The 26842-nt window shown below is 37.5% G+C and carries 26 protein-coding genes and 2 pseudogenes; 15 read left to right on the top strand and 13 right to left on the bottom strand.

Features of this window, described 5'->3' with window-relative positions:
- Nucleotide 1: 1 nt before the first annotated feature.
- From NSQ94_RS01965 to NSQ94_RS01940, 6 genes are all read right to left on the bottom strand, one after another.
- Nucleotides 2-1417, bottom strand: a complete 1416-nt coding sequence (locus tag NSQ94_RS01965) for an FMN-binding glutamate synthase family protein (protein WP_063388217.1) — start codon at nt 1415-1417, stop codon at nt 2-4.
- Nucleotides 1410-2546, bottom strand: a complete 1137-nt coding sequence (locus NSQ94_RS01960; RefSeq protein ID WP_339230010.1) for a GerAB/ArcD/ProY family transporter — start codon at nt 2544-2546, stop codon at nt 1410-1412. The genes NSQ94_RS01965 and NSQ94_RS01960 overlap by 8 nt, the downstream gene beginning before the upstream one ends.
- A 26-nt stretch (nt 2547-2572) precedes the next feature.
- Nucleotides 2573-3769 carry a Ger(x)C family spore germination protein gene (locus NSQ94_RS01955; protein ID WP_066247093.1) on the bottom strand — a complete coding sequence of 399 codons (1197 nt, stop codon included), beginning with the start codon at nt 3767-3769 and terminating at the stop codon, nt 2573-2575.
- Between the two features lie 123 nt (nt 3770-3892).
- Entirely contained in the window at nt 3893-4756 is an 864-nt protein-coding gene (locus NSQ94_RS01950; RefSeq protein ID WP_339230008.1) for a VOC family protein, read from the bottom strand.
- 29 nt (nt 4757-4785) lie between these two features.
- The gene (locus NSQ94_RS01945; protein ID WP_339194025.1) at nt 4786-6195 is read right to left on the bottom strand and encodes a HAMP domain-containing sensor histidine kinase; all 1410 of its coding nucleotides are present in this window, start codon (nt 6193-6195) and stop codon (nt 4786-4788) included.
- A complete protein-coding gene (locus NSQ94_RS01940; protein ID WP_063388212.1) occupies nt 6185-6883 on the bottom strand; it encodes a response regulator transcription factor in 699 nt (232 codons plus the stop codon). The genes NSQ94_RS01945 and NSQ94_RS01940 overlap by 11 nt, the downstream gene beginning before the upstream one ends.
- A gap of 175 nt (nt 6884-7058) precedes the next feature.
- On the opposite strand from NSQ94_RS01940, the gene NSQ94_RS01935 reads away from it, so the two are divergent.
- Nucleotides 7059-8495, top strand: coding sequence for an ABC transporter permease (locus NSQ94_RS01935; protein ID WP_339230006.1), 1437 nt, complete (start codon nt 7059-7061; stop codon nt 8493-8495).
- A gap of 17 nt (nt 8496-8512) precedes the next feature.
- Nucleotides 8513-9184 carry an ABC transporter ATP-binding protein gene (locus NSQ94_RS01930; RefSeq protein WP_339230004.1) on the top strand — a complete coding sequence of 224 codons (672 nt, stop codon included), beginning with the start codon at nt 8513-8515 and terminating at the stop codon, nt 9182-9184.
- A gap of 156 nt (nt 9185-9340) precedes the next feature.
- Here NSQ94_RS01930 and NSQ94_RS01925 read toward each other — a convergent pair whose 3' ends face one another.
- Nucleotides 9341-9736: a transposase gene (locus NSQ94_RS01925; protein ID WP_327856076.1), complete on the bottom strand. Its 396-nt coding sequence runs from the start codon at nt 9734-9736 to the stop codon at nt 9341-9343.
- Between the two features lie 829 nt (nt 9737-10565).
- On the opposite strand from NSQ94_RS01925, the gene NSQ94_RS01920 reads away from it, so the two are divergent.
- Together NSQ94_RS01920 and NSQ94_RS01915 are read left to right on the top strand one after the other, a co-directional pair.
- On the top strand, nt 10566-10850 hold the full coding sequence (locus tag NSQ94_RS01920) for a hypothetical protein (protein WP_066247103.1): 285 nt from the start codon (nt 10566-10568) through the stop codon (nt 10848-10850).
- Nucleotides 10851-10973: 123 nt separating this feature from the next.
- Complete coding sequence (locus tag NSQ94_RS01915; RefSeq protein ID WP_066247105.1) at nt 10974-11204, top strand: hypothetical protein; 231 nt, start codon at nt 10974-10976, stop codon at nt 11202-11204.
- A gap of 297 nt (nt 11205-11501) precedes the next feature.
- Here the strand turns inward: NSQ94_RS01915 and NSQ94_RS01910 are convergent, their stop codons facing one another.
- Nucleotides 11502-12701, bottom strand: a complete 1200-nt coding sequence (locus NSQ94_RS01910; protein ID WP_094244975.1) for an MFS transporter — start codon at nt 12699-12701, stop codon at nt 11502-11504.
- Between the two features lie 162 nt (nt 12702-12863).
- Here NSQ94_RS01910 and NSQ94_RS01905 point away from each other — a divergent pair, with 162 nt between their 5' ends.
- The 3 genes from NSQ94_RS01905 (at nt 12864) to NSQ94_RS01895 (ending at nt 16301) form a co-directional block, all read left to right on the top strand.
- Nucleotides 12864-13508: an SDR family oxidoreductase gene (locus tag NSQ94_RS01905; RefSeq protein ID WP_327873194.1), complete on the top strand. Its 645-nt coding sequence runs from the start codon at nt 12864-12866 to the stop codon at nt 13506-13508.
- Nucleotides 13509-13532: 24 nt separating this feature from the next.
- Nucleotides 13533-14531, top strand: coding sequence for an LLM class flavin-dependent oxidoreductase (locus NSQ94_RS01900; protein WP_339230001.1), 999 nt, complete (start codon nt 13533-13535; stop codon nt 14529-14531).
- Between the two features lie 282 nt (nt 14532-14813).
- The gene (locus NSQ94_RS01895) at nt 14814-16301 is read left to right on the top strand and encodes a peptide MFS transporter (protein WP_339229999.1); all 1488 of its coding nucleotides are present in this window, start codon (nt 14814-14816) and stop codon (nt 16299-16301) included.
- Nucleotides 16302-16421: 120 nt separating this feature from the next.
- On the opposite strand, the gene NSQ94_RS01890 is transcribed toward NSQ94_RS01895, so the two are convergent.
- From NSQ94_RS01890 to NSQ94_RS01880, 3 genes are all read right to left on the bottom strand, one after another.
- Entirely contained in the window at nt 16422-16946 is a 525-nt protein-coding gene (locus NSQ94_RS01890; protein WP_066247109.1) for a type 1 glutamine amidotransferase domain-containing protein, read from the bottom strand.
- Nucleotides 16947-17520: 574 nt separating this feature from the next.
- Nucleotides 17521-18381 carry a fructosamine kinase family protein gene (locus NSQ94_RS01885; protein ID WP_144596863.1) on the bottom strand — a complete coding sequence of 287 codons (861 nt, stop codon included), beginning with the start codon at nt 18379-18381 and terminating at the stop codon, nt 17521-17523.
- Nucleotides 18382-18474: 93 nt separating this feature from the next.
- A complete protein-coding gene (locus tag NSQ94_RS01880) occupies nt 18475-18678 on the bottom strand; it encodes a hypothetical protein (RefSeq protein WP_063388739.1) in 204 nt (67 codons plus the stop codon).
- 221 nt (nt 18679-18899) lie between these two features.
- On the opposite strand from NSQ94_RS01880, the gene NSQ94_RS01875 reads away from it, so the two are divergent.
- Nucleotides 18900-19079: an SE1832 family protein gene (locus NSQ94_RS01875; RefSeq protein WP_063388738.1), complete on the top strand. Its 180-nt coding sequence runs from the start codon at nt 18900-18902 to the stop codon at nt 19077-19079.
- A 794-nt stretch (nt 19080-19873) separates the two neighbouring features.
- Here the strand turns inward: NSQ94_RS01875 and NSQ94_RS01870 are convergent.
- A pseudogene (locus NSQ94_RS01870) lies at nt 19874-20020 on the bottom strand (IS256 family transposase); the annotation flags it as partial.
- 184 nt (nt 20021-20204) lie between these two features.
- Between NSQ94_RS01870 and NSQ94_RS01865 the strand changes: the two are divergent.
- The 7 genes and pseudogenes from NSQ94_RS01865 to NSQ94_RS01835 form a co-directional block, all read left to right on the top strand.
- Nucleotides 20205-20544, top strand: a pseudogene (locus NSQ94_RS01865) (IS256 family transposase); the annotation flags it as partial.
- 349 nt (nt 20545-20893) lie between these two features.
- A complete protein-coding gene (locus NSQ94_RS01860) occupies nt 20894-21622 on the top strand; it encodes an amino acid ABC transporter ATP-binding protein (protein WP_066247113.1) in 729 nt (242 codons plus the stop codon).
- Between the two features lie 21 nt (nt 21623-21643).
- Nucleotides 21644-22510, top strand: a complete 867-nt coding sequence (locus NSQ94_RS01855; protein WP_066247116.1) for a glutamate ABC transporter substrate-binding protein — start codon at nt 21644-21646, stop codon at nt 22508-22510.
- 63 nt (nt 22511-22573) lie between these two features.
- A complete protein-coding gene (locus NSQ94_RS01850; protein ID WP_066247119.1) occupies nt 22574-23227 on the top strand; it encodes an amino acid ABC transporter permease in 654 nt (217 codons plus the stop codon).
- Nucleotides 23228-23349: 122 nt separating this feature from the next.
- Nucleotides 23350-24000, top strand: a complete 651-nt coding sequence (locus tag NSQ94_RS01845) for an amino acid ABC transporter permease (RefSeq protein WP_117017463.1) — start codon at nt 23350-23352, stop codon at nt 23998-24000.
- Between the two features lie 61 nt (nt 24001-24061).
- Nucleotides 24062-25327: a sensor histidine kinase gene (locus NSQ94_RS01840; RefSeq protein WP_066247122.1), complete on the top strand. Its 1266-nt coding sequence runs from the start codon at nt 24062-24064 to the stop codon at nt 25325-25327.
- 31 nt (nt 25328-25358) lie between these two features.
- Nucleotides 25359-26288, top strand: a complete 930-nt coding sequence (locus NSQ94_RS01835; protein WP_339229996.1) for a response regulator — start codon at nt 25359-25361, stop codon at nt 26286-26288.
- A gap of 179 nt (nt 26289-26467) precedes the next feature.
- Here the strand turns inward: NSQ94_RS01835 and NSQ94_RS01830 are convergent, their stop codons facing one another.
- On the bottom strand, nt 26468-26830 hold the full coding sequence (locus NSQ94_RS01830) for a hypothetical protein (protein WP_117017456.1): 363 nt from the start codon (nt 26828-26830) through the stop codon (nt 26468-26470).
- Between the last annotated feature and the right edge of the window lie 12 nt (nt 26831-26842).

The raw sequence follows: 26842 nt of genomic DNA, 5'->3' as shown, positions 1-26842 counted from the left end.
ATCAATTTTTGCTTCCAGTCATATGAGCGGTCTCATTTGGATCAAATGCTAAAGGGACTTTTGTAATTTTACTTGTTGTTTCATCAAGTGCGACAAGATCACTTTTGTTCACATCATGAACATTTGTTTTCCCTAAACCTTTGACAGCGACCTGTATTTCTTCCGAAAATGACGTTAAAAAATTAGATAAATAATATGCTGCCTCCTCTTTATTAAATTGATCCGCCATTCTTCCGCTATAAAAGGCCAATACCGTCGGTGGCTCAAATGGTATTGTTTTTACGACCTGTGTATGCGTCATTGCCCATAAAGCAGCAGTTCCTATATAAACAGCGTCTGCTCCAAGCGCCAAAGCCTTCAATGCATCCCCGGGTGTATTGATTCCGCCGCCAATCAATAAGCTCACTTTTCCTTTCATTTCTCTTTTTGTTATATAGTGGACAGCCCTAGTCAATGCATAAATCGTCGGCAATCCGAAATCATCTTGTATGATCGGCGCCGATCCTTTTGTACCTGCCTGACCGCCATCAATCGAAATAAAATCCACACCTGCCAAAAGTCCGTATTCAATATCTTCTTCAAGCCTGTTGCTTGCACAAATTTTGATTCCGATCGGGACTCCTCCAGTGAGTTGTTTTAATTCTTTTACAACCTTTCTTAAATCGTTCGGACTGTTCCATTCATTGAATCTTCTTGGAATAACTGCGGTCTCATCCGGTTTTAAACCTAATATATCACGGGCTTTTCCTTGCAAAAATTCAGGTGAAATTCTTGCCGGGACAGCAGCTGAAGCTCCTTGTCCAATATGGATTTCCACAGCATCTGCCTGTTTTAATACATCTGCATTTTTCCCCCAATTCGCAGTGTGGTATTGAACGATCAAATGCTTTGCCCGTTCACGTTCCTCTTGCAAAAATCCCCCTTCACCAATGTTACAGGCTGTTCCGACAACGGCCGTTCCCCAGGCTTGGGCAATTCGAACTTGTTCGCTTACGCCAAGACCGTATGCCATCCCGCCAAGCAAAACAGGCATATCAATTGTGAGAGGTTTTTTGGCCAAGGGACCAATAACCGTTTTCATTTCCACTTTTGCGTCCTCTTTTGCAGGAAAAATTGCAAGTTGAGCGGGTGAAAAGACGAGCCCGTCAAAATTAAGAAATTTTCGCGGGCTACCAAACGGACGGTCAATAATTTTCCCTTCTGCAGCCCTCAAGCTGTTCTCAACGACAATCCTTGGACTTATCCGCGTAAAGGCACTGACCATTTCCCATACATTTTCCATATAGGGATCACCCATGAGAATTTTTGTAAACGATGAAGTAGCTCTTTTAATAAGAGGGCGAATAGTTAATAACACGATCACATATGTCAGCAAGGGACTTAATAATAATGCGCCTATTACCAAAAATTCATTCATCCTTCATCGATCCTTTTGAATAAGGTTGTAGATGCTTTCTTTTTTGCCGTTTGCCGCGAATGGCTATGATCACCAGCAATATACAAGGAATAATAATTAAAATCGGCAGCTCAATGAACAATGGAAGCTTTTCCTTTAAAAGTTCTTTTTTCTCGATCTCATTTTCCGCACTTACAATTGCAATGACAAAAATCATGATCGCTGCAGGCAGTATAAAAGGCTGGTGCTTTTGTTTTTTAAACAGCTCCGCCATTCCTACAACTCCTGCATAAAAAAAAATATTTAATTTTACGAAAAGGCCGATAAACAAAGTTAAAATGACAATCGGATCCATTCTCTGAAAAAAGTCGCCGACATTGATTTTTTGTGCTGTATCAAGCAAAGGGAGATCGGCTAATTCCGTTCCGTACACCCCAAGCACTGCAATAGTTAATGCAAAAGTCCATGAAACGGACAAACCGCTGAATAAAACCGATAACGTTCCAATTCGCACACCGTTCTGAGGTTTGTTTAAGTATGGAAGTATCATGAAAAAGACAACCATTTCGCTATAAGAAATGATAGACGGAAACACCGCTTTGATTAAAGGAAATAAGCCATCTTCTAAAATTGGCAAAAGATGTATTGGATCAACAATTCCGGAGGCAAACACTAAAAAATTTCCCATTATCCCTAGAGTGATCATGATAAAGAAAAGCAGCTGGGCAACTCTTGCGAACACTTCAATTCCTAAAAAGCATGAATAAGAAATAAGTAAAACTCCCATCAATAAAACCACTTCAATAGGCGTTTCAGGCAAAAGATATTTAATCATGTTATCCCCAGTATCCCGCAATATAAAGCCGGCGATTAAGATAAAATAAAAATTATATATGATTGAAAGCACTGTACCAACAATTTTCCCTGTGTTTTCCAAAAATATTCCTGTCAAGGTGAGGTTTGGAAAACGATTATAAATTGGACCGTAAATCAATAAAATAAGGAGAATGTTAATTCCGGAAACAACTAACACGGCGATCCAATTATTTTGCTTTACTTCCAATCCTAGCCCTGTGACAATCAGACTTCCAAATTGAAACAAAAACATAAATGAAAACATCTGTAACCCATCGATTTTTGCTTTTTCCATATAAAATTCCTTCCATTTCCCTGCTCTCAATCCTCCATCTTGTGAAGCGGAGGATTGTTGATCGTGCCTGTTCTTCGAATTTTGACATCAACAGTAGTTTTTATTGGAAGTTCAGTGAACGTTTCCTTCCAATGTTTTTTTATTTTTTTCCAATTTTTATAATCGTCCCGATACAATGATTTTCCAAAACCGAAAGCATCGACTCGGTAATTTTGCTGAACATTCGAAAGAACTTTTTCAACTTCTTGTTTTATTTTTTCTTCCGTCTTTTTTTCTATCTTCCTTATCGTTTTTGTATTTGTTATTGTGAGATGCTTGCATTGTACATCCGCTACATTTCCTTGAGCCTCGATATGAACTTCACCAACGGGATTGCCTTTATGCATTTTTGTTTTTAGCTGACTTTTTGCAGAAAAAATGTCAATGCTTATCTTTCCGTCATTCTTGCATGAAATTTCTTCGATCGTTCGATGTACTTTGCCGATAATATAATGAAGTGCTCTGCTCTGTTGTTCATCCAGCCAGCCTATTAATCGGTCTTGGTGAAACAAAGCGATTCCTTTAAATTTTAATTTTGCTTCAGGGTCAATTTGTTCATAATTGGCTTTCGTTTCACCGACTTGCTGATTGCCTTCTACTGATATTCCTGTCAGTTTCACTTCGATCCCTTCGCTGCTTAAATCCGATAACAATTGATCAAGAGTTACAGATATTGTCGGCGCCCATTGCTTATCTGATAATTCAAGAGAATTAAAAAGCTGGTTCGCCGGGATATCTTCTAACGCTGTTAAAACTTTTAAAATATCCCCTGCCTTGGCATCCTTTGCAACAGTTATATAAAAATCTGTTCTCATTTCATGATCGCGTGACAAAAGATCAAGCACCTCCCCAATTCCCTCTTTTGCTAATTCCTCACCGATTACTAAAATCCGCAAATGAGAAGAGTAAATTCTCCTTGGAACAGCAGTGGTCATTCGCCGTATAGCTTCAATGATGGTGTGACCTTTCTCTTGATAAGTCATAACAGGAGTTTTATCCCCTTTACTCATCAGCATGGCAATTTGACCAGGGTTTACTATTTGCGAGGTCACCACATACTGGTCTCCTTCTTTATCGATCCCTAAACCCACTTGAATGGCAATCGTGTTTAATTCTCTTCGGTTCCAGCAGCCGGATAACAACAACAAAACAACAGCAAATAAAAGCATCTTTTTGAATTTCATTTTTGCTTAACTCCAGCATTTTTATTTCTTGTTAATATTTGCATTTTTCGTTTTTTTATTCTTAATGCAAGAAAAATTTGCACAAAAAAAAGACGCCAATGCGTCCATGTTCATGATCGATTTTTAATGAGCTGTCGTTATTTCAATTTGATTTCCGGAAGGATCAATTGTGTATATTTTTCCATCTTTTTCAGTTATACGTGCATTTATTTCTTTTAATCTCTTGATCACCTGATCTTTTTCTTCCTTATTCGGCAAAATGATTGTGAACCATTTAAGCCCGACACTATTCTCAGGAGGCTTTGGAGCCCCTATACCGTTCCAAGTATTTAACGCAATATGGTGATGGTATTTGCCGCTAGAAATAAATAATGCATGAGATCCATATTTTGATGTCATTTGAAAACCGAGGCCTTTACAATAAAATTGTTCTGCTTCATCTAAATAGGCAACATGCAAATGAACATGACCAATAATGGTTGCTTCAGGCATCCCTTGCCAGCCCTCTGAATCTCTTTCAGAAAATAAATCGTTTATATCTAACGGAATCGTGTCCATCACAACTTGATTTTGATTCCATTCCCAATTCGCCGACTTTCGATCAGCATAAATTTCAATGCCGTTTCCATCCGGGTCTGCCAAATAGACCGCTTCACTGACCAAATGATCGGAAGCACCCTGCAGCGGATAGTTCATTTGAATGAGATGATAAAGGGCATTAGCTAAATCTTTCCTTTCCGGCAATAAAATGGCAAAATGATATAACCCTGTCGTCCGGACTTGTTTTCTTATTACATTATCCGGTTGTTCGACAATCAATAGCGGCTTCTTTCCATCAGCAGAAAAAACGACTTTATTTTCCTTTTGCTCTAATATTTTAAACCCCAATAAATTGTGGTAAAACGCAATAGATCTCTTAAGATCCTCCACTTTGATCGATACTCCCCCGATATATTTATTGGGCGAACGATGAAATTCAAGCTCCATGTATTATCCAATCCCTTCTACAAGATTCTTTAGCTTTTGACAGGCAGTTTAATCTCAAATTTCGTTCCTTTGCCTTTTTTACTTGTCACGTTAATTTCTCCTTGATGCAGGAGCACTAACTGCTTCACAATTGAGAGTCCTAACCCGAATTCCCCGTATTTATTGTTTGTTCTTGACAGATCTGCTTTGTAAAATCTCTGCCAAATGTTTTCAATTTCTTTTTCGTCCATTCCGATCCCGGTATCTTCGATTTCAATGATTGTTTCCTTATATCCAGGTTTCCCACGCAAAAATATTTTTCCGTTTTGTGTAAACTGAATGCTATTTTTAACAATATTGATCAAAATTTGAATGAGGCGATCATAATCAGCATAAATGATTTCATTTTCATCCGCTTCAATGATCATAATGTTATTTTTCTCCTCAGCTTGTGAAAGAAGCTGTTCCTTCACAATTTCAAACACATCAATTAACTGTATAGGTTCTATATTTAGCTTTACTTGATTCGACCGAATTTTTTCATAGTCCAAATTTTCATTAACTAGCCGAATCAGCCTTTTTGCCTCTTGGCTTACTAATTGAATGCCTCTTTCTTTTTCTTCTTCAGGAATCATATCGCTTTTTAATCCTTCAATGACACCGCTGATCGTTGTAAGAGGAGTTTTCAACTCATGAGAAACATCTGCAATAAACTGTCTCCTTCTTTTTTCAAGCCTGTTTATTTCCTCCTGAGAAGCTTTAAGCTTTTTTACCATTTCATTAAAGTCGCTTGCCAGTTCACCAATTTCATCGATTTTGGAGGCATTCACCTGGACGTCATAGTTTCCAGATGACACCATTGACGTTGCTTCACGAATCCTCTGAATTCTCCGAACATGCAGCTTCGATAAAAGACCGCTTAGCAAAAATGAAACCGTCAACGAAATTAAAATTGTATAAAATAAAAACTGATTAATGTCGCTGATGGTCTCTCTTGAACCGCTTATCGGCGAAACTAGGAGAACTCCTCCCATCAGCTCCCCGTTCACGATGAATGGCAAAGAAACGAAGGATACCGCCTGATCAAACCGTTTTAAATCTTGCTTGACCACGACAATTTTGCCATCCTCCAAACTCTCCCATTCTTTTTCTGACATTGTGAACCGCGGGAAAAAGCCAGCTTCCGGATAAAAAATTTCGCCTTGTTGATTAAACACACTGAACATAATATTTCGTGTCCTCAGCACCTGCCGGTATTGATCCAAAATCCGGTTTCCACCCCAATTATCGCGGCTATAATCATGTAAAATGTTTTGGCCGTAGGCAATCAATTCTTCTACTTTATTTTGATAAACATAGTTTTCAACATATTTTGCAAAGGAAAAGCTCAAAATCAAGAATGCAATGACTAAAACTCCTATATGGCTAATAAGCAGCTGATACATATATTTAAGTTTCATCGTGCTTCACCGATTCGTCGAATTTATATCCCACCCCCCAAACCGTGTGAAGGAAGTTTTGCGCTTCAGGCCCGAGCTTCTTTCTCAGCCTTTTCATGTGGACATCAACTGTTCTTTCATCCCCGTAAAATTGATACCCCCATATACTTTCCAGCAACTGCTCTCTCGTAAATACTTGGCGCGGATGTGTGAGAAAATGATAAAGGAGGTCAAACTCTTTTGGAGTTAGGTTATTAATCGATTGTCCTTTAAAATACGCTTCTCTTGCATCTTTGTCCACTTTAAAGTGTTTGGTTGTCACAATGTTTTTTTGACGAGGTTCTTGCTTGTTATATCTTCTCGCCACTGCCTTTATTCTCGCCATTAGTGCAATCGGGCTAAACGGTTTCGTGACATAATCATCGGCTCCCATTTCAAGTCCGATCACTTGATCGGATTCACTGTCTTTAGCGGTCAGCATGATGATCGGAACGGAGTGTTCTTCTTCTCTTAATTTTCTGCAAAGCGTGACTCCATCCATTCCGGGAAGCATCCAATCGATGATGAGCAAGTCCCAATTGCCACTCTTAGCGGATTGGTAGCCTTCAAGTCCATCATGGACAAATTCCCCTTCAATCCCTTCCTTTATAAAAAACATATTTAGCATCGAACAGACGCTTTCATTATCTTCGATCACTAAAATTTTCATTTCTCTTCCTCCCGCTAAAACAACTCTTATTTTCAAGATAAACGAGTAAAGAAAGGGAAGCAACTACTTCAACTTCTCTTTTAAAAAATTAAACTTTCGAACATAGATTTTTCATAAATTGTTCATATGTTTCCAATATGCTTATCGTTGACAATCACGAAGGAGGTAAGATTAGATGAATTTTTTTAAAAGGTCGTTGTTAAGCGTATGGGCTAGAAAAGGAAAGAGCCTTTTACAACTGTTTATTTTCACCATCATTTGCTTACTTGTCCTTTCCGGTCTGGCGATCGAAAGTGCAGCAAAGAAAGCCAGTGATTTAGCGAAGGAAAAGCTGGGAGGAGAAGTGACCTTGCAGATGGATATGGAAAAAATGCGGAATCAGCAGCAATCGGAAGGTGAACGGACGAGGTTTCAGCTTGAACCCATTCCGGTAAAATCGGCAGAAGAATTATCTACATACTCAGAAGTAAAAGGTTATAACTTATATTCGTCGACAAACGGAATTGCTGAAGACTTTGATCCAATTGAAAATGAAGACACAAGTGATTCGGATGAGGAAACAGAAAACAGAGGTCCCTTTGGGGAAAATGGAAATCCAATGTTTCAATCTGATGTCAGTCTGCAAGGCGTCGTTTTTACTGATGCTGTCGAAGAATTTATGAACGGAGATTCTACATTGGTAGAAGGTGAACATATAACCGATCAATCATTAGGAAAAAATGTTGTGGTCATCGAAAAAACATTGGCGGATGAAAACGACTTAACTGTCGGTGATACGATTACGGTAAAAGGTGCCAATGAAGAGGAAAAAACGATTGAATTAAAAATCATTGGCATTTATGAGACAACCACAAACGAACAAGATCAAGGAATGAATTTTTCTTTTATGAACCCTTACAACAAATTGTACGTTCCATATACTGTCGTGAACACACTGAAAGGTGAAGACTATGAAAATACCATTGACCGCGCTGTTTATTACATGAAAGATCCCGCGGAAATAGACTCGTTTATTCAAAAAGCGAAGAAAAATTCGAGCATAGACTTCGATACATTCCAGCTTGATGCAAATGATCAGCTATACAATCAAATGGTCGGACCAATCAACAATGTCGCGTCATTTTCAAAAAATGTCGTTTACTTAGTGACGATTTCAGGGGCTGTCATTCTTGGACTGATTGTCATGCTGTCAATCCGCGAACGGAAATACGAGATGGGTGTTCTTCTTTCTCTTGGGGAGAAAAGATGGAAGCTCATCGGTCAATTTGTCGCAGAAATATTGATTGTAGCCGTTCTCGCCATCGGAATTTCAAGCGCATGCGGAAATGTGGTGGCCGGCAAGATCAGCGATCAATTATTAGCGCAAGAGCTGGCCCAGCAAGAGCAGATGAATACACCTCCATCCTTTCGACCAGGTATGGGAGGCAGTGTAGGAATGAGAGGGCAAGCAGCTAACGTGGAAACAATTGATGACTTAGAAATCGCAATAACACCGAAAGATTTAGGCATGCTGTCGTCTATCGGAATGTTAATTGCCGTTTTATCATCATTTATTCCATCGCTGTCCGTTTTGCGGCTGCATCCGAAGGTGATTTTAACTAAACAAGACTAAGAAAAGAAGGGGATCAAATGAGTGCATTGTTGAAATTTCAAGATGTTAGCTATTGGTATAGCAGAGATCAAAAAAAAGTAGAAATCTTAAAAAAGATCAATATTGATTTTGAAAAAGGTACATTTTACACAATTACTGGTCCAAGCGGTGCGGGAAAATCCACATTTTTAGCTCTTGCCGGTGCTCTTGATTCTCCAAAAGAAGGGTCTATTTTATACGAGGGCAAGGATTTAAAAAAAATCGGCTATTCCAAATTTCGCAATCAATACGTCTCAATCGTCTTTCAATCATACAACCTGCTTCCTTATATGACAGCATTGCAAAACGTCGTTGCGGCAATGGAAATAACGAAATCCTCTAAAAAGCCATATAAACAATTTGCACTAAAAACATTAGAACAAATGGGGATTTCGCAGGACCAAGCAAAGCAAAAAGTACTGACACTAAGCGGAGGACAACAGCAAAGAGTTTCCATTGCCCGCGCTCTTTGCTGCGAATCGCAATTAATTGTCGCAGATGAACCAACAGGAAACTTGGATGAGCAAACATCTAAAGAAATCGTCCGCATTTTTCAAGATTTAGCACATCAAGAGGGAAAATGCGTCATCATGGTGACGCACGATTTAACAATTGCATCCATCGCCGATGTGAACATTCATTTATCAAATGGAACCTTCCAAATACAATAAAAAGCTTGGGGTTGTCCAAAAAGTCAATTCCATTGAAAACAAACAATCATAAACACCGATATTTCAACGTTTCTAAAACATTAAAAGGGGCAGTCAATAAGTCGAAAAAACGACTTTGAACTGCCCGGCTTTTTATTTAGTTTTTTTTACACATACTTATTTCGTCCGGCATTCAATAGCTTCATCCAAAGTTTGGAAAAGAGAAATCAATTGTAGTAAAGCCGTTTTAAAGTCCATCTCTTTTACTTCGTCACATAGAAACAAGAATAAGTTGCCCATGGTCTTTGGATCCTCTTCTTTCCGAAGTTGCCAAGCAATCAAGATATACCGAGTGAAGACAATGGTAGTATGGCTAATCATCATGTCATAGGAACGACCTTGAAACTCTTTGGCTAAATGTAAAAACGATTTACTGAATTTAAAAAAGGTTTCGATGTCCCAACGCATCCCATAGATTCGAACGATTTCTTCATTAGACAGCGTGGTATCTGTACTCAAAATGGCCAGCCATTCACTTTGGTTGTTTCGATTCCGCACAAACACGATTTTCACTGGTAAACCCGTATGAAGAGTTACGTGAATCGAGCCGAGTGTTTCTTTTTAGCCAATGTCTCGTTTCGCTTTTCGATACAGTTGTTCCAAGGTTAAACGTTCTCCGTTGGAGAGATACCGTTGTTTTAGCTGTTTGACCATGCCAATGACAAAAAGGCATGCTCTGTTTAAATTCAAGGTAGGTAAAAAAAGGTATACATATTCGCCCGTCATGGCAAGAGATGAGAGTCCAAAAGCGCTTACGGATGATTCAAAAAAATGGTTCGCTAACCTATGACTTACTTCTTTTTTCAGCGAATCAAAAAAGTTCCCACAAAGTCTTGACTGACTCATGTTATATAGAGGGGTTGAAAACAACATAATACTATAATAACATTAATGGAAATGTATCCCAATCGCTAAAAACCTACATAAAATTGGAAGTTTAAAGGGGGGATTTTATAGAACAGCTAAAAAGGTTGGAAAATCAAAAATATTTTTAACAATGCTGTTTTTTATCGGATATGTGATTTCTCTACCTGTTTAAACATTTTAAGAACCAAAAATTGAAAGGCAACGTTTGATATGAACCGCATGAAATGTATTTTAGTTTTGCTTTAATTTTTTCATCTGTAGGAACTGCAGGTATATCTACTCTAAAAGCTTCTCAATTTAAAGATGAGGAGATCATTTATAACCAAGATATTTCTAATTTTGAAGTTTGGAAGATGGTGTTTTGATAGATGGCAAATTTTATAGTCCAGAGGAATTTGAGGAGTATTTAAAATCAGCTGAGATTGTTGTTTTAAGTGATGGTAATGGTGGTTCTTCTATTTAACCTTTCTTTGCATTGGCTCCTGCTATTTATTTTGTTCCTGGTGTTGGTCAAGTTGCATTACTAGCGACTGGTGCAATAGTAGTTGGTGGGGTTACTATTAAGGCTGGAAGTTGGCTCTATAAAACTATTTCTAACTATTTTAATGATCCTAAAAGAGTAATTGCTTCTAATTATGGAATACCACAATCATTGTTAGATTCAAACGGAAAAGTGAAATTAGGTTCTTTTAAAGATAAACACGGGAATACACCTCTAACTAAAATTCTGGTACTTTTAAAAATGGGAAGTGGTCAGTAGAAAAAGATACAGCAGGACGTGGTGGACGTGTATGGAAATTAAAGAAAGATGGAAAAAGAATAGCTTCTTTAGATAAAAATGGGAAAGTGTTATCCAAATAAAGAATAGGAGTAGATTTAGTTTATGAAGAAAATGACTTTTAACGGTTTTACACTTAATTATCATGAATCAATTAATGTTTATGTAAATGAAGAAACAAAGCAAGTTATTTTCATTTCTAAAAATAATGATGAAATACACGGGGTCCTAGAACTTGATGAAGAAAATAAAGTTAAAATACATCCTAGATGGAATGTAAACTTTTCAATTGAAAATACAGAGGTTACAATAGGTGTTAATTATGAGGAAGAATAATCAATATTATTAATCACTATCAACAAGCCGGAATGGGGCTGTCAAGAAAATCGTTTTTCACTGACTTTCTTGACAGCCCCTTCTTAAACATTGCATCCATCGCCGATGTGAACATTCATTTATCAAATGGAACCTTCCAAATACAATAAAAAGCTTGGGGTTGTCCAAAAAGTCAAATCCCCATTGAAAACAAACAGTCATAAACACCGATATATCGACGTTTCTAAAACATTAAAAGGGGCAGTCAATAAGTCGAAAAAACGACTTTGAACTGCCCGGCTTTTTATTTAGTTTTTTTTACACATACTTATTTCGTCCGGCATTCAAACCAGCAATGATCATCAAAACACAGACAGCAATAAACAATAAAATGGGCACCACCCACGAATGAGTTTTGTCATACAAAACGCCAATTAAAATGGGCCCAAAAGCAGCAAGCAAATAACCAATTGATTGCGCCATTCCCGATAAAGCGGAAGCTTGCTCGGAGCTTCTTGTTCTTAAACCAAATAGCGCTAATACGAGCCCAATGCTTGCCCCTTGTCCAATACCGATTAAAATAATCCAAAAGACAATCAGTAAAAGAGGCCCGCCATACAATAATCCAACGAGACCTGCTAAATAAATAGCTCCTAAAACCGCTACAATTCGCCTTTGATCTGCATATTTGTCCGACAGTGCCGGAGCGACAAATGTTGCCGGCAAGCCAGCAATTTGCACAAGAAACAGCATCCAACCAGCTGTTGAAGCACTTAATCCGTCCGCCTGCAAAATTTCAGGAAGCCATGCAACCATACTATAAAATAAGAACGATTGAAGACCCATAAAAAATGTGACTTGCCATGCCAGCGGCGACCGGAGCAAAAAACCATTTGAAATATGTTCAATTGGCGGTTTCGCGGATCTCTGTTTTCCACTAATTAATGGAAACCATAAACATATCGCCACAATTGCTAAAATTGCCCAAAATAATAAGGCATTTTTCCATCCAAATTTTAATCCTTCCGACAACGGAATTGCTAAACCGGAAGCGATCCCTGCAAGCATACCCATAGCTGTTGAATAAACGCTTGTCATCAGTCCGATTTTATCCGGGAACCGTTCTTTTACAATACCCGGAAGAAGCACATTTCCAATGGCAATGCCTACTCCAATCAATACAGTTCCTAAAAGCAGACCGATCATCGCTCCGAATGTTCGAATAATCATTCCTGCAAGAAGCACGACTAACCCGGCAAAAATCGCCGTTTCATTTCCATATCGGCTTGCAAATTTCGGAGCTAATGGCGAAAGAACCGCAAAAACGATTAACGGGATAGTCGTTAGTAAACCCGCAACCCCGTTGGAGATTCCGAGATCTTCACGAATATAACCGATGAGCGGTCCGACCGAAGTAATAGCAGGACGCAAATTAAAAGCAGCAAAGATGATTCCAACTATCAAGAGCATTTTTTTAATAGAAATTTCTTTTTCTGCCCTTACCGTATAGCGTTCCATACTCACCCCTCCTTTACCCCCTTGAACATCTTAAAAGTCAATTATTAATATACTAATCCCCATCGATGGGAAAATCAACCACATACCATGTATCGATCATTTGAGAAAACAGCCAGCTTCTGGAATAATGTTAATAAACGATGTTTGAAAGGAGAGTCCGTTATGGAAATTGTTGTAGTTGGCGCCAATGGAAAAATCGGAAAAATTCTTGTTCAGTTATTAAAAGAAAGCAACGAGCACACAGTGAAAGCAATGATCCGCAACGAAAACCAAAAAGAATATTTTGACTCGATCGGAGTCAAGACGGTTTTAGCTGATTTGGAAGGCACAGTCGATCAGATTGCCGAGGCGATCAAAGGTGCGGAAGGGATCGTCTTTACCGCAGGTTCAGGCGGACATACAGGTGCAGATAAAACTCTTTTAGTAGATCTAGACGGTGCCGTAAAAACAATTGAAGCAGCAGAAAAGACAGGCGTTCAACGGTTTATAATGGTCAGCGCTCTGCAAGCCCATAATAGACAAAATTGGAACGAAAAGATTAAACATTATTATGTTGCCAAGCATTATGCCGACCGTTTCCTTGTCCAAAGCCGTTTAAACTATACAATTGTCCGGCCGGGGGCGCTGTTGGATGAGAAAGGAACCGGAAAAATAAAAATTGCCGAAAATCTTGAAAGAGCCGCCATTCCAAGAGAAGATGTGGCTTCGGTTATTTTTGCTTCAATAACGGAGAAAAACACTTTTCGCCGCTCATTTGACCTAGTCTCAGGAAACACCCCGATTCGCGAAGCATTAAAAAATTTTTAATATACGAAGAAAGGTTGGCGAATAATGCAGGTTAGCATTTTAGACCAAGCACCGATTTTGAACAACTCAACAGCAAAAGAGGCGTTGGAGCAATCCATTCAACTGGCCGTATTGGCGGAAAAACTAGGCTATACCCGCTACTGGATTGCGGAGCATCACAATCTTTCTGGACTTGCCTGCTCCGCTCCAGAAATTATGCTCCCAGTTATAGGGGCAAAAACAAAATCGATTCGCATCGGGTCAGGCGCAACGCTTCTCCCCCACTATAAGCCGTATAAAGTTGCGGAAATGTTTAATATGCTGGCAACATTATTTCCTAACCGCATTGATCTTGGGATCGGGCGGGCCCCCGGAGGAGACGCTCAATCAAGCATTGCGTTATCCGGCAATTATCTCGAAAATGTAAAAAACATGCCGAAAACCGTTCAAGAGCTGCTTCATTTTTTATATAATGACTATCCAAAAAATGAATTATTTTCGAGCATCTCAGCCTCTCCTTTGCCAAATATTCCTCCTGAACCTTGGATCCTTGGCACAAGCATAAAGAGCGCCTTTTTAGCAGCTGAAAACGGCATTTCCTATGCATTTGGCCAATTTATGAGCAATGAAGACGGGCGGCAAATTATTCAAACATATAAAAATCAGTTCCAGAAAAAAAGAAAACAGCAGCCAAAGACAATTGTCACAGTCTCGGCAATATGCGCTGAAACTAACGAAAAAGCGGAGCAAATTGCCTTCAGCAGCTTTTTATGGAATCTTCAGCATCATAAAAGAAAAACACTTGATTTTCCATTAAAAGAAGAAGCAAAGCAGCAATTGCTGAATTCAGATGAATTTCAACAGTTTCAAAAGAATATGATCATTGGCGATCCAACATTTGTCGTTCACCGTTTATATGAATTAAAAAATTGGTATGAAGCAGATGAAATGATGATCATAACAATAACTGGAAGCTATGAAGAACGCACAAAATCGTATCAATTGATAGCAGAGGAAATAAATAGAAAGAAATCTTATCGTTAATATAATCAATATGACCATGGATAAAATCGGTTTAACCTATATGGGAACCGATTTTTTCTTTTGCCAATCCCCCATTTCATATTGTATCCTCCCCTTTTTTCAAAAATTCCCTAACTTAAAACTGTTTTAAATATTATATATATATAATTTTATACTTTTAACAGTTGACGTTTTAATTATATTAAAATATTATTTAAAGAGCGGTAGTACGGTTATTTTTTTATTTTCGGACAATTCAAAACATCTTAAAAATTATATAAAAATAATGGAGGTTTATTTTTTATGATAACAAAGGAGCAGATTGTCCAAAGCCTTCCGCAAAAAGGTTTTTTTGGACATCCAAAAGGATTATTTACGCTGTTTTTTACGGAGTTTTGGGAACGTTTTTCCTATTACGGAATGAGAGCAATACTTCTTTATTATATGTATTATGAAGTTTCTAAAGGTGGTTTGGGAATAGATGAAGCTACCGCCGCATCGATTATGGCGATCTACGGTTCTCTCGTGTATATGTCGGGAACGATTGGAGGATGGATTGCAGACCGCCTGTTAGGGACAAGCAAGACTGTTTTTTACGGCGGAATTTTAATCATGCTCGGCCATATCGTCTTATCCTTCCCTGGAAATATTGAAGCTTTATTCATTTCCATGACGCTGATTGTTCTTGGTACTGGACTTTTAAAGCCGAATGTATCAAGTGTTGTCGGCGATCTTTATGCAGATAACGATGCCCGCCGCGATTCAGGGTTTAGTATTTTTTATATGGGTATTAATTTAGGTGGATTTTTAGCTCCCATTATTGTTGGAACTTTAGGACAAGGATATAATTTCCATCTTGGCTTTGCTTTTGCTGCTATTGGTATGTTTTTCGGGCTTTTGACATTTGTCCTAACAAAAAAGAAAAACCTTGGTCTCGCCGGAACACAGGTGCCTAACCCGTTACAACCGGAAGAACGAAAAAAAGTATTCACTATTTTCGGCATCGGCGCTTTAGTAATTATCGCCTTTTTAGCTATCACCATCCCTGCAGGACTTTTGACTATAAATAGCTTTACTATGATTGTCAGCATCCTCGGAATTGTAATACCAACATGTTATTTTATATTTATGTACCGGAGTCCTAAAACAACAGAAGTGGAGCGTTCGCGTGTAATTGCTTACATTCCGCTCTTTATTGCCGCAGTAGTTTTTTGGGCTATTCAAGAACAAGGGGCTATTATTTTAGCCACTTATGCAGATAAGCGCACCCAATTATCCTATGCAGGACTTGAACTGCAATCATCATGGTTTCAATCATTGAACCCTTTATTTATCATCTTTTTGGCGCCGGTTTTTGCATGGTTGTGGGTGAAGCTTGGAAAGCGTCAGCCATCAACACCGAGCAAGTTTGCATTCGGACTTATTTTTGGCGGTCTATCATTTCTAGTTATGATCATTCCTGCTTATGTAAACGGTACTGAGTCATTAGTTAGCCCTTTATGGCTCGTACTTAGCTTCTTCCTTGTTGTAATCGGAGAGCTGTGCTTGTCCCCAGTAGGACTTTCAGCAACTACAAAGCTTGCTCCAGCGGCTTTTTCAGCACAAACAATGAGCCTATGGTTTTTAACTAGTGCAGCCGCTCAAGCCATTAATGCCCAACTTGTAAAATACTACACAGTTGAAACAGAAATTGTTTATTTTGGCATTATCGGCATGATTTCAATTATTCTTGGCCTTATTTTATTCTTCATGGCACCTATGATTAAACGTTTGATGAAAGATGTTCTATAATAAAGTCTTGCTGCATGATAAAAACCTGCCTGTTCAAACATAAACAGGCAGGTTTTTTGCCATATATGAAGTTTGTTTTTGCCAAAATCACTCAGCAAAAAATTTTGAATTTCTCTCCGCTTACTTTGATACTTTATCCAAAAGCTTCAATGATTCTCTATTAAATGCTTCTAAGTCAGCAGGTGTGCGGCTTGTAACCAATTGGTTTTGGCACACGACAACTTCTTCGTCATGATAGTTGGCGCCTGCATACTCCATATCTACGCGAATTGATTTATAGCCAGTTGCATCCCGACCTTCCAATGCTTTTGCCGAAATTAGCAGCTGAGGTCCATGACAAATAGCAAATACCGGTTTTTTCGCATCCATCATAGCTTTTACAAAAGAAACAAAACGGTCATCCGCACGCAAAATGTCCGGCGAGAAACCTCCCGGCAAAAGAAGTGCATCAAAATCGTCCGGTTTTACATCATCAATCGAATAGTCAATTTTAACTTCCGCTTCACCTTTTTTTCCTTTAACTTTTTTGCCAGCTTCTTTTTCAATTGTGACCACTTCATGACCTGCTGATTGAAATGCTTCTGCAGGACTTGTGAACTCACTGTCTTCGAACAAGTCTGTAATAAGAGTAGCTACTTTTGCCATGTGATCAACTCCTTTATTTTAGATTATCATAAAAAATTTTGTGGAAACATTTATTTGCTTCATATATTATTATCAATTACCTATATTACTAATCAAACGTTTGTTTAACAATAAATATGATTGCCAAAATCAGCAGTCTCGCAATGCGGCTGCCTTCATCGGCGTTTAGAGGCGGAATTTTTCAGATAAATCGAATCAACCAAGACAAAATGGACCAAGCAAGCTATTAAGCCTGTTCCATTTTGTCTTCTATATAGAAATGCTGTCAGCTTCAAGTCCTTGCATTTTGATGCTGAGTTCAGTATTCCAACCTCTTTCAGCTAATAAACCGAATGCGCCGGGCAGCGAAGCTTTGACATTACAGTTGAATTAGAAAATGAAAACGTTCGTTTATAAATTTATTTGAGAAGAGCGGGCTTTTAAATAAGAATTTCGGGGAGGGACGACAACTATCCTTTTCTTTCTGGAAGAAAACATTTGATCGTTTGCACAATTAGGGAGTTGCAAGCTCTTAAAACGAAGGGAAACAGTTGTCTAAACCGAAAAAACTAACGGTTCTCAGTCCTCATCTTTTTTAAACATACATTTTTAATATGCGGTCTACTGCTCCACCATATGATTCCCCAAACAAATTCAGATGGACAAGCAAATAATAAAGCTGGTACAAAGGCTTGATTTCCTCATATCTTTCGGAAAGAGGGTAATATTCTTCATATGAGCGGTAAAAATCTTGGGAAAAGCCGCCAAATAATTCGGTAAAGGCAATTTCAAAATGGCGATCTCCATACATTACGGACGGATCAATTAAAAATGGTTCCCCATTCGGTCCAACTATCCAATTCCCTCCCCATAAATCGCCGTGTAAAAGAGAAGCCTCCACGTTTGCTGGAATCCATTCATGCAAGCGATTAAGGAGAGTTTCCAATCTTTTTCCACGTTCACCACGTATATAATTTTTCTTGATTCCTATTTCCATTTGTCCGCTTAAACGGTAGTCCCGATAGTATTCAAGCCAAGATGACATAAGACGGTTTCTTTGAGGAAGCGTTCCAATATATGTATTTTTCGAATATCCGTGATATACAAAATGGCTTTTGTGTAAAGCTGCCAGCTTTTGGCCTAACAGCTTTTCTGTATTATCATCTTTTTTACCGTTCACCCATTCCATGATCAAAAATCCCTCGTTGGAATTCTCGGAGTAAGCAAACACCTTCGGTACGCGCACGGTGTTAGTATCCCTAATCAGTTGAAGCCCTTCCGCTTCCAGACGGAAAAAATCTTCGGGAGCTTCTAAATTGTACTTTAAAAAATACGTTTGGTTTTCTGTCTGTACAAAATAGCTTTCGTTAATATCACCTCCGCTTACTTTCCGAATGTTTTCGATTACTCCAAAATCTCCAGCAGTCCTTAATGCTTCCGCTATAATTTTTTTCATCCTGCCTCCTCTTTTTCTTTTTTTACTTATCTTTTCATAAATCATATATCTTTTGCAACGAAATCAACAAAGCAGCCTTTGTTAATTGAAAAGTTATTTTTCTTTAGATTTCATTGTTCCAACAATAAAATATTCAAGAGCTTTTACATCTTCTATTAATTTTCTCCGTAATTGTTGATATGTTTCAAAAGATTGGTAGTCTAAATGATGATTTTCTTCAAACATTGTGCACAAATCGTTAAAGTTTTTGTAGATTCGGTCAAAATTTTTTTCCATCAGCACCAAAACATTTTTCATTCTCCTTTTCCTACTCCTTTTCCAAAAACCCCTTAAAAGAGACGGCGCAAAAATTCTCCTTATTTTATTTCGGAAAAAATAATTATATTTTCGACTCTTTCATAAATAATAGTTACTTCTCATACATTTTTAGTTGGAATCACTCATATCGTGTAAGGCGTCATTCCGACATTCATGATAAAATGGTAAAAAGGAAATCAGATACATTGGAGTGAATATTGATGACAAAACAAGAAATTGAACAAAGAATCGCCGAATTAAAATCTGACTATATCCGCATTCAAGGGGACATCGAAAAGCTTGAATCAGTCGGAGGAAATATAGAAAAAGCGGAACAGCAGCTTACGGAAATTGAAAACGAGTTGGCCAATCTTAGAACGGCGCTGAACAAGCAGCGTTAACACCAAGATCAAATTCCGCTGTCCGTTTCCTTTCATAATCATTTTCATTGATCCATTGGATGGGAAAAAAGAAGGTTCTGTGTGGTTTTATCCCCTCCAGGTGGAAAGTAAAAAAAGTGTTCTTAGGAGTCTGCCGGAGAGGGGATTTTTTATGGTGAAAAATCAAACATGTAACTCATATTCAGAAGATCTGAAGCGTGAATCGTTCGTTTGAAATGAAAGGAGGCTCCCTTATCGGCAACTTCATGAACATTTTGGAATTAAGCGGCATACGCAAAATTTAAGAAATGTCAAAATGTAGAGGCTTTTTGATGCGTTTTTACGATCGGCGGGAAGTATGAAAACACATGCAATTTAAAAGTTTAGAAGAAGAAAGCACAAGTCGATTTGCTTAAAAAGCGCCGTCCAAATCTATACGGGAAGAAGTGGCCCTAAAAGCCGATCGGTTTCATATTATTGATAAAGCATTTATGTTTGTTGCGATCATTTTTTAGGATTTCGTAAATGCTTTCATTTTTTCTAAATCACAATGATGATGATAAATCAAAAAAAATTAGAACTGATTGCTGGATGAGATCAAATCGAACAGGTGGACACATCCCAATATGTAACGAAATCCATATGCTTTCATTTCCAGATCCTTTTTTATTTCTAATTTACACGGCTAAGAGTATGACAGACAACGTAACGACACAACGCTGTACGTCGCCTTGCGGATAAAGCGCTCCTCCAGTCCTGGCAATCATCGAATACGCTTAAAGCACTTCTTGACACCTCTTGTGTAAAGGTTTTACAGAATTTTGTCCACCTACGAAAAAATCCAAAATTTTGCGATATCCTTTTTCGTTTACTCCTAACACTACATAAATGACTTTTTTTCAACCGTCGTAGTCCAAATATAAAACAGCATAACGCTTGGATAGTGGACGGTTGCGCCATTTTTGATGTCTTCTCTTTCTGGTCATACAACTGATCGTCAGGAGAATAGGGACTTTCATCCACATGCTAATTTCCCATGTCTTGATGATCGCTTCCAAAAGCGAGCCCGTATAATGTTTATAAAAGGGAAATTCGCGTTTGAAATTCCGAGTTTCGATCTTAGCACCAAAAGGGCATCAGTCTAATCGATCTCCGGGTAAAGAAAACGCATGGAAGTCGTTTCGGCAGTTTGCATCGGAATAATTGAGTAAATTTTAAAAGAGAAGCCCGATCTTGAGTCTCGCCTTCATGAACCTAAGCAGTAATCGAAGTGTGATGTACACGATAAATACCATCCAACGAGCGATCAAGGAGATTCGGAAACGTCTAAAGCCGATGAACAGTTTAAGCAGTTAAGAATCCGCTGAAAAAGCAGTATATTTGACCTTTCAAACTTTTAGCGAGAAATAGGCAGAACGAAAAGTTGCGAAGATTTGCAGAAGCGCAGGAAGCCCTCCAGCGAAAATTCGAAGAACGTAACAATTAATCATATATGGCAGATTCATTGCGTTTACTGCTTATTGATGCCTCTTTTTTATGGTTTAAAAACGTTAATATTTTTAGAATTTGACCCCCTAGACAGTCTCCCGCAAAGGAAATCGGTTCCCTATCAATTCCAAATTCATTCAGAAATATTGTATCTGCCCCGCATTACATAAAATTTTTTAAAGTATCCCCATTTATACCATTCTCTACTTTTGTAAAAAAATATGACAAGGTTTTTTATTTGGTTTTTGTAATTTTTTGTAGATTTTCGTAGATTTAATTTAACATTAATTTAGAATTTGTTAAATATTTTAAAAATTATTTACATATAGAAAGGAGGGGGTTGATTAATGATCATTTTCCATGAAGTAAATAAACATTACGGAAAATTCCATGTTCTGCAAAATATCAATCTGCATATTAAACAAGGGGAAGTTGTCGTCATTATCGGTCCTTCAGGATCCGGGAAAAGTACACTCGTTCGTTGTATTAACAGGCTTGAAACAATTTCTAGTGGAGAATTAATAGTAGATAATGTAAAAGTTCATGACAAAAAAACAGATATAAATAAATTACGCCGCAACATCGGGATGGTATTTCAACATTTTCATCTTTATCCTCACAAAACCGTCCTACAAAACATTACGCTAGCTCCTATAAAAGTGTTAGGAATTGCAAAAGAAGAGGCTGAAAGAACTGCAATGTACTATTTAGAAAAAGTAGGAATACCTGATAAGGCAAATTCCTATCCATCCTCTCTATCCGGAGGACAACAACAGCGTGTTGCAATTGCCCGTGGTCTTGCAATGAAACCAAAAATCATGTTGTTTGATGAACCAACTTCTGCACTGGATCCAGAAACAATCGGAGAAGTGTTAGACGTCATGAAAAAGCTGGCGAAAGAAGGGATGACCATGGTGGTTGTAACACACGAAATGGGTTTTGCCCGAGAAGTTGCAGACCGAATTGTGTTTATTGATCAAGGGAAAATTTTGGAGGTTTCAACACCTGAAGAATTTTTCTCCAATCCAAAAGAAGAAAGAGCAAAAAATTTCCTAAACAGAATATTAAATCATTAAATATGAAGGGGGATGTTATATATGAGCTTTCGATCATTCTGTAAGAAAATACTTTCCATTTCTTTAATTTCTATTTTATGTATATCTATTTTGTCAGCCTGCGGCGGAAAAACTACTACTAATACTACTGCAGAACAAGAAAAAACAGAAAATTCTTCCGACAATCAAAATACGTTAGAAAAAATAAAAGAAAGGGACAAATTGATTGTCGGCGTAAAATATGATTTAAATCTTTTCGGACTTAAGGATCCTAAAACCGGAAAGGTGGAAGGGTTTGATATCGATATTGCTAAAGGTTTAGCTAAAAAAATATTAGGAGATGAAAATAAAATCGAACTGAAAGAAGTAACTTCTAAAACGCGAATTCCTCTTTTAAACAATGGCGATATCGACTGTATCATTGCCACAATGACTATATCGGAAGAGCGCAAAAAAGAAGTAGATTTTTCAGATGTTTATTTTATGGCCGGACAATCTTTACTTGTGAAGAAAGACAGCAAAATCAACGGTATTTCTGACGTCAAAAAAGGTGTAACCGTTTTAACTGCAAAAGGATCTACTTCCGCTCAAAATATTCGTGAAAAAGCACCAGAAGCAACTGTTTTAGAATTTGAAAATTATGCTGAAGCCTTTACTGCTTTAAAAGCTGGTCAAGGAGATGCTTTGACAACAGATAATGCTTTATTACTAGGAATGGCAAAGCAAGATCCTAATTTCCGAGTCGTTGATGAAACATTTACAGAAGAACCTTATGGAATTGCTGTCCGCAAAGGTGATACAGAATTTGTAAATACAATTAATGAATATTTAAAAGAAATTAAAGAAAACGGCGAATATGACAAAATTTATGAGAAATGGATCGGAGACGTACCAAAAAATGAAAAATAATTTGATAAACAGATGAGCGGTTTTTCACCCTCATCTGTTTCTTCCTGAAAGGAGTGATTATATTTGTTGAATTTTTCCATACTCATTGATCATTGGGATATGTATATAGAAGGCTTTTTTAATACAATAAAAGCTAGTGTATTCGCTATGATTGCAAGCTTAGTTGTAGGAACAATTATCGCTATTTTCCGTATAGCTCCCTTTCGACCACTCAATTGGCTTGGCACGATGTACGTGGAATTTATCCGAAACATCCCGTTGATGTTAATAGTATTTGTATTCTTTTTTGCTCCTTCCGCTTTGGGGTTACGCATTAATTCTTTTTTGGCAGGAACACTAGGTCTTACAACTTATACAGCCGCATTTATCGCCGAGTCGATACGTGCAGGTATTCAAGCAGTACCGAAAGGTCAAATGGAAGCTGCCCGTTCTTCCGGTTTAACATACGTACAAACGATGTGGTATATTATTTTGCCACAAGCAATTAAAATTGTTATCCCTCCATTAGGAAATCAATTTCTTAATCTTGTGAAAAACTCGTCTGTACTCGGTGTAATTGCTGGCTTAGATCTCATGTATTTCGGTGATTTAATATCTTCTGAAACATTCGTAACATTTGATGTATATATTTTTGTTGCTATGTTTTACTTGCTGTTAACTATTCCTTTAAGCTTAAGTGTCAGTTTTCTTGAACGCAGACTAGCAAAAAATAGATAAAGAGGATAGCCCTCTACCATGTAAATATATTGAATAAATTCAATTTGTATCCACTAACATGAGGTTAAGAATCTATAGGTGTTAAAGAATTGGGAGAAATTATAGAGGGAGGGGAAAACAAAATGGATTTTATTGGTGCTTATTCACCCAGTCATATCATATTTCTTTTGAAAGGATTTTCTGTCACCCTACTTGTTGCTTTTATATCCATTACCCTTAGTTTTATATTCGGCATCATGATCGGTGTATTGCGTTACACAAAAGTTCCGGTCATTAGTCACCTACTGGCCGTTTGGGTGGAAACGATTCGAAACTTACCGTTATTATTAATTATTTTCTTTACGTTTTTTGCTCTTCCAGAAATAGGGTTAAAATTAGATAAAATGGCCGCTGCCATTTTAGCATTAGTAGTTTTTGAATCTACTATGTTGTCAGAAATTGTTCGAAGTGGATTAAATTCCATTGAAAAAGGTCAAATAGAAGCTGCTCGTTCTTCTGGATTAAATTATTTGCAAACTTTATGGTATATTATACTGCCGCAAGCTTTACGCCGGATGGTTCCGCCAATTGTCAGTCAATTCATTTCACTACTAAAGGATACTTCTTTTGCTGTCGTGATCTCTTTACCAGAATTAATGAATCATGCACAAATCATTAATGGCAAAAATATCAACTATGTCATTCCGATCTTTATTTTAGTTGCTCTCATGTATTTTACTGTAAATTATTTATTATCATTAGTTTCAAGACGGTTGGAAAACAAATATATCTAAATAGACGTTTCGTAGGTTTCTGGCCATAATGGTATTATAATTGTCTATGAGGGAGAATGCGATGAATAACCGCCTTTGGACACTTGTTGTCCTTGTTTTCACTACTGCACTTCTGGGAGAAATGAAAATCAATCCTTTTGATAATTTTTTTCGATTTTCATTAGGAAGTGCAATTTTCTTCTTTGGATTACTATCTTTTCGATCTGCTCCTATCCTTGTAACTGGATTTAGTACTGGCATTTTTGTTTTGCTGTTTCGGATGATGATCGATCTTATATTAGGGCGAGTCTTTTGGATCGACAGTTTCTTTATCCATTTACCCGCTGCCTTTTACTATTTTAATTTTACTTTACTCGTTTATGTTACAAAAATTCAAAAATATTTAAAAACTCCCATTCGTGTAGGAATCATTGGAGCATGCATTGATTTTTCATCTAATATGGTGGAATTATCTTTTCGCATACTAATACAAGAACAATTTACCCTCACGTTAGAAACTATTTGGATGCTACTTTTATTTGGGATTTTAAGAAGTTTTTGCGCAGTAGGGCTTTACAATATTTTAAATTTTTCTCAATTAAAAGCCATAAGCGAAGCGCGACAACATGAACTCGAACGTCTCGTTATGATCAATACAAGCCTTTATGAAGAAACATTTTTTTTGCGGAAATCAATGAGCCATCTAGAAGATATAACTAGAAAAAGCTATCAACTATATATGCGTTTAATGGAATTAGAAAATAAAGAGGCAAGTACAGCCCTTTATATTGCTGAACATGTTCATGAAGTGAAAAAAGATTCACAAAAGATTTTGGCAGGATTATCTAAACTAATGAGTCAAGAGCAACTAAACCTTCATATTTCCATTACAGATATTTGCGATTTAGTTATTAAAACAAATCAAAAATATGCAGAAGTTTTAGAAAAGCCAATTCAATTCCAAAAAAAATGTGATATTGACTTATGTACTAACCATGTATATGCTCTTCTATCTGTATTAAACAACCTTGTTTCAAACGCAGTCGAAGCAATACATCATTCAGGTTGGGTTGAACTGCGTGTAGTGGAAGATAATCACAGCATAAAATTTTTCGTAACCGACTCCGGTATTGGTATATCCGAGGAAGATCAAGACTGGATTTTTGAACCCGGATTTACAACAAAATTTGACAAAAACGGGAATCCATCAACAGGAATCGGATTGACACATGCCCAAAAAATTGTACAAAATTTAAATGGTTCAATACAATTATCAAATGAAAAAGGACAACCTACTCAATTTATGGTAGCGATACCAAAAGATCAGCTGTTTAAAACGTTTACATAGGTATTCCATAATAAAGAAAGGGGGGCACGTGATGTACCTTCGCTTCTTCCTAATTGAAGACGATCCTGTTGTTAGAAGAATGTTGGAAAAAATAATAACAGACAGCGGGCTTGGAAAAGTTATCGGACAAGCAGATGATGGGATTAATGTTTCAATCGATCAACTCAAAAATGTGGATGTTATTCTAATTGATCTATTGATGCCTCGACTAGACGGCATTCAAACAATGAAAAAATTGAGAAGCGAAGGATTCACCGGTCCCTTTATTATGATTTCTCAGGTTGAAAATAAAGAAATGGTCGGTGAAGCATACTTGCAGGGTGTCGACACATACATTCAAAAACCTATTAACAAATACGAAGTCGTTTCCGTTTTAAAACGAGTTGCCAACCATCTTGCCTTATCTTCTTCACTTATATCTATTCGCAATTTATTAGAAGTAATGGATGATAAAGATCAGCAACCATTTTTAAAAGCTTCTACATATTCTGCAAAGCATTCGATTGAGGAAAAAGCTTGCCATCTCCTTCTCACTTTAGGCATTGCTGGCGAGACGGGAACTTCTGACATATTAGCAGTGATAAAATGGCTAGAGGCTCGAGAACAGAATGGAAAAAATATACACGACCTTCCTCAATTAAAAGACTTATACAAACAAATTTTGCTGCAATCTGGCAATCATTTTGATGAAGAATCTCTACAAAAGGAATTGCGTGCCATGGAACAGCGTATTCGCCGAATAGTTTTACAAACATTCACCAATTTAGCTTCAATTGGATTAACTGATTATACAAATCCTAATTTCGAACATTACGCCCCTCGTTTATTTGATTTTGAAGAAATCCGCCAACGAATGGAGGAACTAAAAAATGGAGAAAAGACAACAAAATGCCGATTGAGCATAAAAAAATTTATAACTGCACTTTATTTAGAGACAAAAGAAGAAATGAATTTTCACTAGTTTCTTACATATATAGTAAAAATTATTTTTCATCAGCATCTCTTGTCCACCTCCACCGATGAATTGGAATCTATTCCCGGCAATCTGTTGACACATGTTATATCTTAGTCCTTTCTTTTATAAGGGAAATGATCCGCCGAATATAAAGTTGTAAGAAAGCAATGATCATCATACTATGTCTACTGCACAATAAAAAACTTAACCACCGCACGAATGATATAGTTGACCGAAAAAAGAAAGCTCATGGAAGGGATTTTTATGTGGAAAGCCTTCGATAACATATAATATAACAATCGGTTAAGTCCAAATTTTTTTGTAAATTTCCCTCTTTGATAGAAACATGGATCTGATGGCTTGACGTGGCAGGTAAATCCGGCAAGTCTTCCTGTCGGTCGTCTTCCCGAACAAATGATCATGTTGTCAAGGAACGTTGCGGCAGGGATCTTGCCCAGAATTCCACGTTCTCCTTGATACAGCGAATGAGTCATCGCCAGAGTTTTCGAATTCACCATTCGAGTTTCTTGCTCTTTCGTTTTCAACAACCACCTTTAGCT

The organism is Aeribacillus sp. FSL K6-2833, from assembly GCF_037965815.1.
GTDB lineage: Bacteria > Bacillota > Bacilli > Bacillales > Aeribacillaceae > Aeribacillus > Aeribacillus composti.
This window is presented reverse-complemented; position numbering and strand designations above follow the sequence as displayed.

Coding starts and splice junctions, on each gene's coding strand:
- NSQ94_RS01960 (WP_339230010.1), bottom strand. CDS start 2,546: ATGGAAAAAGCAAAAATCGATGGGTTACAGATGTTTTCATTTATGTTT.
- NSQ94_RS01930 (WP_339230004.1), top strand. CDS start 8,513: ATGAGTGCATTGTTGAAATTTCAAGATGTTAGCTATTGGTATAGCAGA.
- NSQ94_RS01855 (WP_066247116.1), top strand. CDS start 21,644: ATGAGCTTTCGATCATTCTGTAAGAAAATACTTTCCATTTCTTTAATT.
- NSQ94_RS01875 (WP_063388738.1), top strand. CDS start 18,900: ATGACAAAACAAGAAATTGAACAAAGAATCGCCGAATTAAAATCTGAC.
- NSQ94_RS01950 (WP_339230008.1), bottom strand. CDS start 4,756: ATGGAGCTTGAATTTCATCGTTCGCCCAATAAATATATCGGGGGAGTA.
- NSQ94_RS01965 (WP_063388217.1), bottom strand. CDS start 1,417: ATGAATGAATTTTTGGTAATAGGCGCATTATTATTAAGTCCCTTGCTG.
- NSQ94_RS01890 (WP_066247109.1), bottom strand. CDS start 16,946: ATGGCAAAAGTAGCTACTCTTATTACAGACTTGTTCGAAGACAGTGAG.
- NSQ94_RS01880 (WP_063388739.1), bottom strand. CDS start 18,678: ATGAAAAATGTTTTGGTGCTGATGGAAAAAAATTTTGACCGAATCTAC.
- NSQ94_RS01900 (WP_339230001.1), top strand. CDS start 13,533: ATGCAGGTTAGCATTTTAGACCAAGCACCGATTTTGAACAACTCAACA.
- NSQ94_RS01885 (WP_144596863.1), bottom strand. CDS start 18,381: ATGAAAAAAATTATAGCGGAAGCATTAAGGACTGCTGGAGATTTTGGA.
- NSQ94_RS01940 (WP_063388212.1), bottom strand. CDS start 6,883: ATGAAAATTTTAGTGATCGAAGATAATGAAAGCGTCTGTTCGATGCTA.
- NSQ94_RS01840 (WP_066247122.1), top strand. CDS start 24,062: ATGAATAACCGCCTTTGGACACTTGTTGTCCTTGTTTTCACTACTGCA.
- NSQ94_RS01955 (WP_066247093.1), bottom strand. CDS start 3,769: ATGAAATTCAAAAAGATGCTTTTATTTGCTGTTGTTTTGTTGTTGTTA.
- NSQ94_RS01945 (WP_339194025.1), bottom strand. CDS start 6,195: ATGAAACTTAAATATATGTATCAGCTGCTTATTAGCCATATAGGAGTT.
- NSQ94_RS01935 (WP_339230006.1), top strand. CDS start 7,059: ATGAATTTTTTTAAAAGGTCGTTGTTAAGCGTATGGGCTAGAAAAGGA.
- NSQ94_RS01915 (WP_066247105.1), top strand. CDS start 10,974: ATGAAGAAAATGACTTTTAACGGTTTTACACTTAATTATCATGAATCA.
- NSQ94_RS01905 (WP_327873194.1), top strand. CDS start 12,864: ATGGAAATTGTTGTAGTTGGCGCCAATGGAAAAATCGGAAAAATTCTT.
- NSQ94_RS01835 (WP_339229996.1), top strand. CDS start 25,359: ATGTACCTTCGCTTCTTCCTAATTGAAGACGATCCTGTTGTTAGAAGA.
- NSQ94_RS01845 (WP_117017463.1), top strand. CDS start 23,350: ATGGATTTTATTGGTGCTTATTCACCCAGTCATATCATATTTCTTTTG.
- NSQ94_RS01860 (WP_066247113.1), top strand. CDS start 20,894: ATGATCATTTTCCATGAAGTAAATAAACATTACGGAAAATTCCATGTT.
- NSQ94_RS01910 (WP_094244975.1), bottom strand. CDS start 12,701: ATGGAACGCTATACGGTAAGGGCAGAAAAAGAAATTTCTATTAAAAAA.
- NSQ94_RS01895 (WP_339229999.1), top strand. CDS start 14,814: ATGATAACAAAGGAGCAGATTGTCCAAAGCCTTCCGCAAAAAGGTTTT.